The following is a 6,606-nucleotide window of genomic DNA, read 5'->3' on the forward strand; positions in this document are numbered from 1 at the left end:
ATTATTATTTCGAATATAATTCGACTATAAATTGCTCGTTGATGTTTTCAGGAATTTGAACTCTTCCTGGAACAGAAACGAAAGTACCTTCTTTCTTTTCAGAATTCCATGAAAGCCATTCGTAAACATTACTGCTATTAGATAATGACTCCTGAATCACACCAAGTGATTTAGATTTTTCTCTTACCCCAACAACATCACCAGCCTTTAGGTGGTAAGAAGGAATATTTACAAGTTCTCCGTTTACAGTGATATGACGGTGACCTACTAATTGACGAGCAGCTCTTCTTGAAGGCGCTACACCCATACGGTACACTACATTATCTAAACGAGACTCACAAAGTTGAAGAAGAACCTCACCGGTAATACCCTGTGCTCTGGTTGCTTTTTCAAACATATTACGGAATTGACGCTCAAGGATACCATAAGTATACTTAGCTTTTTGCTTTTCCATCAACTGGATTGCATATTCCGATTTCTTTCCTCTACGACGGTTATTACCGTGCTGTCCTGGAGGATAATTTCTTTTTTCGAAAGATTTGTCGTCACCAAAAATAGCTTCACCGAACTTACGGGCTATTTTAGTTTTTGGACCAGTATATCTTGCCATTACTTAAGTTGTTTTGAAAAGGGATTATGAATTAAGGCATAAGTCCTTCGATAATCTTAATCCTTCTCTATGATTAATTTTTTTTTAAACTCTACGTCTCTTAGGAGGACGACATCCATTATGTGGAAGTGGAGTGATGTCGATAATTTCAGTAACCTCGATACCACTATTGTGCACTGCTCTAATAGCAGACTCTCTACCATTTCCAGGACCTTTCACATAAACCTTAACTTTACGCATCCCAGCTTCATGTGCTACTTTCGAAGCATCTTCAGCAGCTAACTGCGCAGCATAAGGTGTATTTTTCTTGGATCCTCTAAAGCCCATCTTACCAGCAGATGACCACGCTACAACATCACCCTTTTTATTGGTAAGGGAAATAATAATGTTGTTAAAAGAAGCAGTAACGTGAGCTTCACCGTTGGATTCAACGATTACTTTACGTTTCTTCTGAGTCTTACCGGCCTTTTGATTTGTCTTCTTTGCCATACTAATTACTATTTAGTTGCTTTTTTCTTGTTAGCAACTGTTTTTCTTCTACCTTTTCTGGTTCTCGAGTTATTCTTAGTACGCTGCCCTCTTAAAGGTAAACCAGCTCTATGACGAATTCCTCTGTAACATCCAATGTCCATAAGACGTTTGATGCTCATCTGAACTTCAGTACGCAACTCACCTTCGATTGTAAACTGACCAACGGCTTCACGAATTTTACCGATTTCATCATCGTCCCATTCAGAAACTTTCTTACTCTCGTCTACTTTAGCTTGTGCAAGTATCTCTTGAGCCCTGCTTCTGCCAATTCCGAAGATATAGGTCAACGCTATAACTCCTCGCTTTTGTTTAGGTATATCTACCCCTGCAATTCTTGCCATAATTAGCCTTGTCTTTGTTTAAATCTAGGATTCTTTTTGTTAATAACGTAAAGGCGCCCTTTTCTGCGAACAATCTTGCAGTCGGCACTTCTCTTTTTTATTGATGCTCTAACTTTCATCTTATCTCTTTTTAATTCACTTACAAGGAATTATCCTTTTAGTGAAATTTTAGCCGTCATAAATTTTTCAGAGTGCAAAAGTATAAAAAATTTATAAAAGGCTGAAAATTACTTTTTAGTATCTGTAAGTTATTCGAGCCTTAGTTAAATCATAAGGACTCATTTCCAGTTTCACCTTATCTCCAGGAAGTAATTTAATGTAATGCATACGCATCTTTCCAGAGATATGTGCAGTCACTACGTGACCATTCTCTAATTCCACACGAAACATTGCATTAGACAATGCTTCAATAATGGTTCCGTCTTGTTCAATCGCTGCCTGCTTTGCCATAATTAAGCTACTGCTTTTCTGTTTTTACCTGTTTTCATTAATCCGTCATAGTGTCTATTCAGTAGATAAGAATTTACCTGCTGCATAGTATCTATCGCAACTCCAACCATAATCAGAAGTGAAGTACCTCCGAAGAACAACGCCCAACTTTGCTGTACACCCAACAAAGAGAAAACTATTGCAGGGAACACCGCAATAAGAGCCAGGAATATAGATCCAGGAAGCGTAATTTGAGACATGATCCTATCTAAGTATTCAGCAGTTTCAGTTCCTGGACGGATCCCTGGAATAAAACCACCACTTCGCTTAAGATCATCTGCCATCTTATTTGTTGGTACCGTGATCGCTGTATAGAAATATGTAAATACAATAATCAATAAAGCGAATACAAGGTTATACCAGAAACCAAAGATGTTTTGAAATGCTGCCGTCACACCCTGAGCAGTATCTGAGTCTGATAGACCAGCAAGAGCTACAGGAATGAACATAATCGCCTGAGCGAAAATGATTGGCATTACACCAGAAGCATTTAATTTCAAAGGTATATACTGTCTCGAACCAAATACGTTCTTTTCATATCCACCAGAAGCAGATCTTCTTGCATACTGTACAGGTATTTGACGTACTGCCATTACCAGCATTACAGATGCCATGATGATAGCAAACCAGATCACCAGTTCAATAAGGATCATTACCATACCACCATTGGATTCAAATACTCTGGAAGCGAATTCCTGAATGAATGCCTGTGGCAGAGTAGCAATAATACCCACCATAATTAACAATGAAATACCATTACCAATCCCTTTATCTGTGATCTTCTCACCTAACCACATCGCGAAAATTGTCCCTGTGGTAAGTATTATTACTGAGGAGATAACAAAAGTTAAGTTATCGCCAAGCAAGAATGCTTCTCCAGGCAAGGTAGCAAACAGGTTATAAATATAACCAGGTCCCTGAACTAATGTGATAGCAATGGTTAACCATCGGGTGATTTGATTGATCTTTTTACGTCCACTTTCACCTTCTTTCTGAAGCTTTTGCAAGTAAGGAATAGCAATCCCCATTAATTGCACTACAATAGAGGCAGATATATAAGGCATAATACCTAAAGCAAATACTGAAGCATTCGAGAACGCTCCACCTGTAAATGCATTAAGTAGACCTAATAGTCCACTATCTGTCTGGTTAGCCAGACTTGAAAGTTGAGCGGCATCAATTCCGGGAAGCACTACCTGCGCCCCGAAACGATATACCAAAAGCAAACCGAGGGTTACTAAAATTCTATTTTTTAGCTCCTCGATTTTCCAAATATTTTGAATCGTATTGATGAATTTCATTTGATTATCTATTATAAAGTAACAACTTCACCTCCGGCAGCTTCGATAGCTTCTTTCGCTGAGGCCGTAAATTTATGAACAGATATTTTCAACTTTGCCTTTAATTCACCTCTACCTAATATCTTAACAAGCTCGTTTCTTCCGGCAAGACCGTTTTCTGCGAGCACGTCCATATCAACTGTATCCTTAATTCTTCCTTCATCAACAAGAGATTGAAGAGTATCCAGGTTAATTCCCTGGTAAACCTTACGATTTCTGTTGGTGAATCCAAACTTAGGCACACGTCTTTGAAGTGGCATTTGCCCTCCTTCAAATCCGATCTTTTTTGAATAACCAGAACGAGACTTGGCTCCTTTGTGACCTCTGGTAGAGGTTCCACCTTTACCAGATCCTTCACCTCGACCAATACGCTTGCTATTCTTTCTAACTGAACCTTCTGCAGGTTTTAAGTTACTTAAATCCATGAGAGATTATTATTTTGTTTCTTCAACAGAAACTAAGTGTTTAACTTTATTTACCATACCAAGGATGTTTGGCGTATCGTCATGCTCAACCGTCTGCCCGATCTTCTTAAGTCCAAGAGACTCAAGCACGAGTTTTTGATTTTTCGTGCGATTAATAGCACTTTTCCTTTTAGTGACTTTTATCTTTCCCATCTTATTCCTTGATTTTAACCTTTAAATACTTTTTCCAAAGAAACACCTCTCTGTTTTGCAACAGTTTCAGCACTTCTCAATTGAAGTAAAGCATCAAAAGTAGCTTTAACTACGTTGTGTGGGTTCGAAGATCCCTGATTCTTAGAAAGTACATCATGCACACCTACAGACTCAAGTACCGCACGAATCGCTCCACCGGCAATGATACCAGTACCAGCTGCAGCAGGAAGAAGCATAACTCTTGCTCCACCATACTTACCTTTTTGTTCGTGAGGTAATGTTCCTTTATGTAAAGGGATGCGTACCAGATTTTTCTTAGCGTCTTCTACAGCCTTAGAGATAGCATCTGCCACTTCTTTGGATTTACCAAGTCCCTGACCAACTACACCATTTTCATCTCCTACTACAACAATAGCAGAGAATCCAAAGGCTCTACCACCTTTTGTAACCTTAGTAACACGTTGTACTCCAACCAAACGGTCCTTTAATTCAAGACCTCCTGGTTTTACATGTTCTACGTTTTTATAATCTTGATACATATTTTCTAGAATTTAAGTCCTCCTTCGCGAGCACCTTCTGCTAATGATTTAACTCTACCGTGATATAGATATCCACCTCTATCGAAGGAGATCGTATCGATACCAGCACTCTTCGCTTTCTCAGCAATGGCTTTACCAACCATTTGAGCCTGCTCTTTTCTATCTGCAGAAGCAGACACGATATCCTTATCTCTTGAAGATGCTGAAGCTAAAGTTTTACCTTCAACATCATCGATAATCTGAGCATAAATTTCTTTATTGCTCCTGAATACAGATAATCTAGGACGGCTTGTTGTTCCAACGATATCCTTACGGATTCGTTTTCTAATTTTATTTCTTCTATCTTGTTTTGACACTGCCATAACTATCTTTATTATGCTGATTTACCTGCTTTTCTTCTCAATTGTTCACCAACAAATTTGATACCTTTTCCTTTGTAAGGTTCAGGTTTTCTCATTGATCGGATCTTCGCAGCTACCTGTCCAACCAGTTGCTTGTCATGTGAAGTAAGCTTAACGATAGGATTCTTACCTTTTTCTGAGATTGTCTCCACTTTTACTTCGGGAGCTAAATCTAGTACAATATTGTGAGAATAACCAACAGCCAAATCAAGCTTGTTACCCTGGTTGCTAGCTCTATAACCAACACCTACAAGTTCAAGTGATTTAGTGAATCCATTAGATACACCTTCAATCATGTTATTTACCAAAGCACGGTAAAGACCGTGTTTCGCTTTCTGATCACTTTTATCCGAAGTACGCTCAAAAGTAATTACATTATCTTCGATTTTTATATCGATATCCTGTACCTGCTGCTTAAGCTCTCCTAATTTTCCTTTTACCGTTACAAGACCATCTTTGTGCTCTACTGTAACACCTTCTGGAATTGTAATTGGATTTTTACCTATTCTTGACATTTCTTTAGTCTTTTAAGTATTAGTAAACGTAGCACAGTACTTCACCACCAACCTTGTCGGCTTTAGCCTGTTTTCCAGTCATTACTCCGTGAGAAGTTGAAACAATCGCGATACCAAGACCATTCAGGATTCTAGGAATCTCTGTTGATCCGGCATACTTACGTAAACCAGGTTTACTTATTCGTTGAATCTTCTTAATTACTGGCTCTTTAGTAATTTTATCATACTTAAGAGCGATCTTGATAACTCCCTGAGCGGTAGTATCTTCGAATTTGTAACTTAGAATATATCCCTGATCGAATAATATCTTAGTGATCTCTTTTTTAACATTGGAAGCAGGAACTTCCACAACTCTGTGGTTTGCAGCATTTGCATTCCTGATTCTTGTTAAGTAATCTGCAATAGGATCTGTATTCATTTAAATTTATTTGCGGATGTGGTTTTCCTAATTGAACCTTCATCCAGTTTATAATATTACCAGCTTGCCTTTTTAACACCTGGTATAAGACCTTGGTTGGCCATCTCTCTGAACATTACTCGAGAAAGACCAAATTGTCTCATGTACCCTTTAGGTCTTCCAGTTAATTTACATCTGTTATGCAAACGAACAGGGGAAGAGTTCTTTGGTAGTTTCTGTAAACCTTCGTAATCACCTGCTTCTTTAAGTGCAGCGCGTTTCTCAGCATACTTCTTTACCAATTTCTGTCTTTTCACCTCACGGGCTTTCATTGATTCTTTAGCCATAATTAGTTCTTTTTAAAAGGTAATCCTAGTTCGGTCAACAATGCTTTTGCTTCCTTATCGGTTTCCGCAGAAGTAACAAAAGTGATATCCATTCCAGCGATTCTATTCACAGCATCGATATCGATCTCAGGAAAGATGATTTGTTCAGTGATTCCAAGGTTGTAATTCCCTCTACCATCAAACCCATTAGATTTAATTCCGTTGAAATCACGAACACGTGGCAATGCACTAGTAATCAATCTATCAAGGAATTCATACATTCTATATCCACGTAGAGTAACTTTAGCACCAATCGGCATTCCTTTACGTAATTTGAATGATGCAACATCCTTCTTAGAGATCGTAGCAACCGCCTTTTGTCCACTAATTGCAGAAAGTTCGTCGATTGCATGGTCGATAAGTTTTTTATCTGCCACTGCTCCACCAACTCCACGGCTAATTACTATCTTCTCCAGTTTTGGCACCTCCATAATATTGGA

General features: G+C 38.5%; 14 protein-coding genes. All 14 read right to left on the reverse strand.

Annotated elements, in window-relative coordinates; all coding sequences use genetic code 11:
* Nucleotides 1–4: 4 nt before the first annotated feature.
* On the reverse strand, nucleotides 5–610 hold the full coding sequence (gene rpsD, locus ACNI3T_RS04375; protein ID WP_026915167.1) for a 30S ribosomal protein S4: 606 nt from the start codon (nucleotides 608–610) through the stop codon (nucleotides 5–7).
* 84 nt (nucleotides 611–694) lie between these two features.
* Nucleotides 695–1,099 (reverse strand): 30S ribosomal protein S11, encoded by a 405-nt coding sequence (rpsK, locus tag ACNI3T_RS04380; protein WP_026915166.1) that lies wholly within the window; start codon nucleotides 1,097–1,099, stop codon nucleotides 695–697.
* Nucleotides 1,100–1,107: 8 nt separating this feature from the next.
* Nucleotides 1,108–1,482: a 30S ribosomal protein S13 gene (gene rpsM / locus ACNI3T_RS04385; RefSeq protein ID WP_141876847.1), complete on the reverse strand. Its 375-nt coding sequence runs from the start codon at nucleotides 1,480–1,482 to the stop codon at nucleotides 1,108–1,110.
* Between the two features lie 2 nt (nucleotides 1,483–1,484).
* Nucleotides 1,485–1,601 (reverse strand): type B 50S ribosomal protein L36, encoded by a 117-nt coding sequence (ykgO, locus tag ACNI3T_RS04390; protein WP_010519235.1) that lies wholly within the window; start codon nucleotides 1,599–1,601, stop codon nucleotides 1,485–1,487.
* Between the two features lie 115 nt (nucleotides 1,602–1,716).
* The gene (infA, locus tag ACNI3T_RS04395) at nucleotides 1,717–1,932 is read right to left on the reverse strand and encodes a translation initiation factor IF-1 (protein WP_011710675.1); all 216 of its coding nucleotides are present in this window, start codon (nucleotides 1,930–1,932) and stop codon (nucleotides 1,717–1,719) included.
* Nucleotides 1,933–1,934: 2 nt separating this feature from the next.
* On the reverse strand, nucleotides 1,935–3,272 hold the full coding sequence (secY, locus tag ACNI3T_RS04400; protein WP_026915164.1) for a preprotein translocase subunit SecY: 1,338 nt from the start codon (nucleotides 3,270–3,272) through the stop codon (nucleotides 1,935–1,937).
* An 11-nt stretch (nucleotides 3,273–3,283) separates the two neighbouring features.
* Nucleotides 3,284–3,736: a 50S ribosomal protein L15 gene (rplO, locus tag ACNI3T_RS04405; protein WP_141876846.1), complete on the reverse strand. Its 453-nt coding sequence runs from the start codon at nucleotides 3,734–3,736 to the stop codon at nucleotides 3,284–3,286.
* A gap of 9 nt (nucleotides 3,737–3,745) precedes the next feature.
* Nucleotides 3,746–3,928 (reverse strand): 50S ribosomal protein L30, encoded by a 183-nt coding sequence (gene rpmD / locus ACNI3T_RS04410; RefSeq protein WP_026915162.1) that lies wholly within the window; start codon nucleotides 3,926–3,928, stop codon nucleotides 3,746–3,748.
* 14 nt (nucleotides 3,929–3,942) lie between these two features.
* Nucleotides 3,943–4,467 (reverse strand): 30S ribosomal protein S5, encoded by a 525-nt coding sequence (gene rpsE / locus ACNI3T_RS04415; protein WP_011710679.1) that lies wholly within the window; start codon nucleotides 4,465–4,467, stop codon nucleotides 3,943–3,945.
* Between the two features lie 5 nt (nucleotides 4,468–4,472).
* Complete coding sequence (gene rplR / locus ACNI3T_RS04420) at nucleotides 4,473–4,829, reverse strand: 50S ribosomal protein L18 (RefSeq protein WP_026915161.1); 357 nt, start codon at nucleotides 4,827–4,829, stop codon at nucleotides 4,473–4,475.
* Nucleotides 4,830–4,840: 11 nt separating this feature from the next.
* Entirely contained in the window at nucleotides 4,841–5,383 is a 543-nt protein-coding gene (gene rplF, locus ACNI3T_RS04425) for a 50S ribosomal protein L6 (protein WP_418226783.1), read from the reverse strand.
* A 19-nt stretch (nucleotides 5,384–5,402) separates the two neighbouring features.
* The gene (gene rpsH / locus ACNI3T_RS04430) at nucleotides 5,403–5,801 is read right to left on the reverse strand and encodes a 30S ribosomal protein S8 (RefSeq protein WP_418226784.1); all 399 of its coding nucleotides are present in this window, start codon (nucleotides 5,799–5,801) and stop codon (nucleotides 5,403–5,405) included.
* 56 nt (nucleotides 5,802–5,857) lie between these two features.
* Nucleotides 5,858–6,127: a 30S ribosomal protein S14 gene (gene rpsN, locus ACNI3T_RS04435; protein ID WP_011710683.1), complete on the reverse strand. Its 270-nt coding sequence runs from the start codon at nucleotides 6,125–6,127 to the stop codon at nucleotides 5,858–5,860.
* Nucleotides 6,128–6,129: 2 nt separating this feature from the next.
* A partial coding sequence (rplE, locus tag ACNI3T_RS04440; RefSeq protein WP_417920781.1) for a 50S ribosomal protein L5 occupies nucleotides 6,130–6,606 on the reverse strand: 477 nt, incomplete at its 5' end.

This window comes from Christiangramia qingdaonensis, assembly GCF_048381525.1.
Classification (GTDB): Bacteria; Bacteroidota; Bacteroidia; order Flavobacteriales; family Flavobacteriaceae; genus Christiangramia.

What these genes read in the sequence shown, in the direction of transcription:
- rpmD (WP_026915162.1), bottom strand. Translation starts at nt 3,928, where the DNA reads ATGGGAAAGATAAAAGTCACTAAAAGGAAAAGTGCTATTAATCGCACG.
- rplO (WP_141876846.1), bottom strand. Translation starts at nt 3,736, where the DNA reads ATGGATTTAAGTAACTTAAAACCTGCAGAAGGTTCAGTTAGAAAGAAT.
- rplF (WP_418226783.1), bottom strand. Translation starts at nt 5,383, where the DNA reads ATGTCAAGAATAGGTAAAAATCCAATTACAATTCCAGAAGGTGTTACA.
- rpsH (WP_418226784.1), bottom strand. Translation starts at nt 5,801, where the DNA reads ATGAATACAGATCCTATTGCAGATTACTTAACAAGAATCAGGAATGCA.
- ykgO (WP_010519235.1), bottom strand. Translation starts at nt 1,601, where the DNA reads ATGAAAGTTAGAGCATCAATAAAAAAGAGAAGTGCCGACTGCAAGATT.
- infA (WP_011710675.1), bottom strand. Translation starts at nt 1,932, where the DNA reads ATGGCAAAGCAGGCAGCGATTGAACAAGACGGAACCATTATTGAAGCA.
- rpsD (WP_026915167.1), bottom strand. Translation starts at nt 610, where the DNA reads ATGGCAAGATATACTGGTCCAAAAACTAAAATAGCCCGTAAGTTCGGT.
- rplR (WP_026915161.1), bottom strand. Translation starts at nt 4,829, where the DNA reads ATGGCAGTGTCAAAACAAGATAGAAGAAATAAAATTAGAAAACGAATC.
- rpsK (WP_026915166.1), bottom strand. Translation starts at nt 1,099, where the DNA reads ATGGCAAAGAAGACAAATCAAAAGGCCGGTAAGACTCAGAAGAAACGT.
- secY (WP_026915164.1), bottom strand. Translation starts at nt 3,272, where the DNA reads ATGAAATTCATCAATACGATTCAAAATATTTGGAAAATCGAGGAGCTA.
- rpsN (WP_011710683.1), bottom strand. Translation starts at nt 6,127, where the DNA reads ATGGCTAAAGAATCAATGAAAGCCCGTGAGGTGAAAAGACAGAAATTG.
- rpsE (WP_011710679.1), bottom strand. Translation starts at nt 4,467, where the DNA reads ATGTATCAAGATTATAAAAACGTAGAACATGTAAAACCAGGAGGTCTT.
- rpsM (WP_141876847.1), bottom strand. Translation starts at nt 1,482, where the DNA reads ATGGCAAGAATTGCAGGGGTAGATATACCTAAACAAAAGCGAGGAGTT.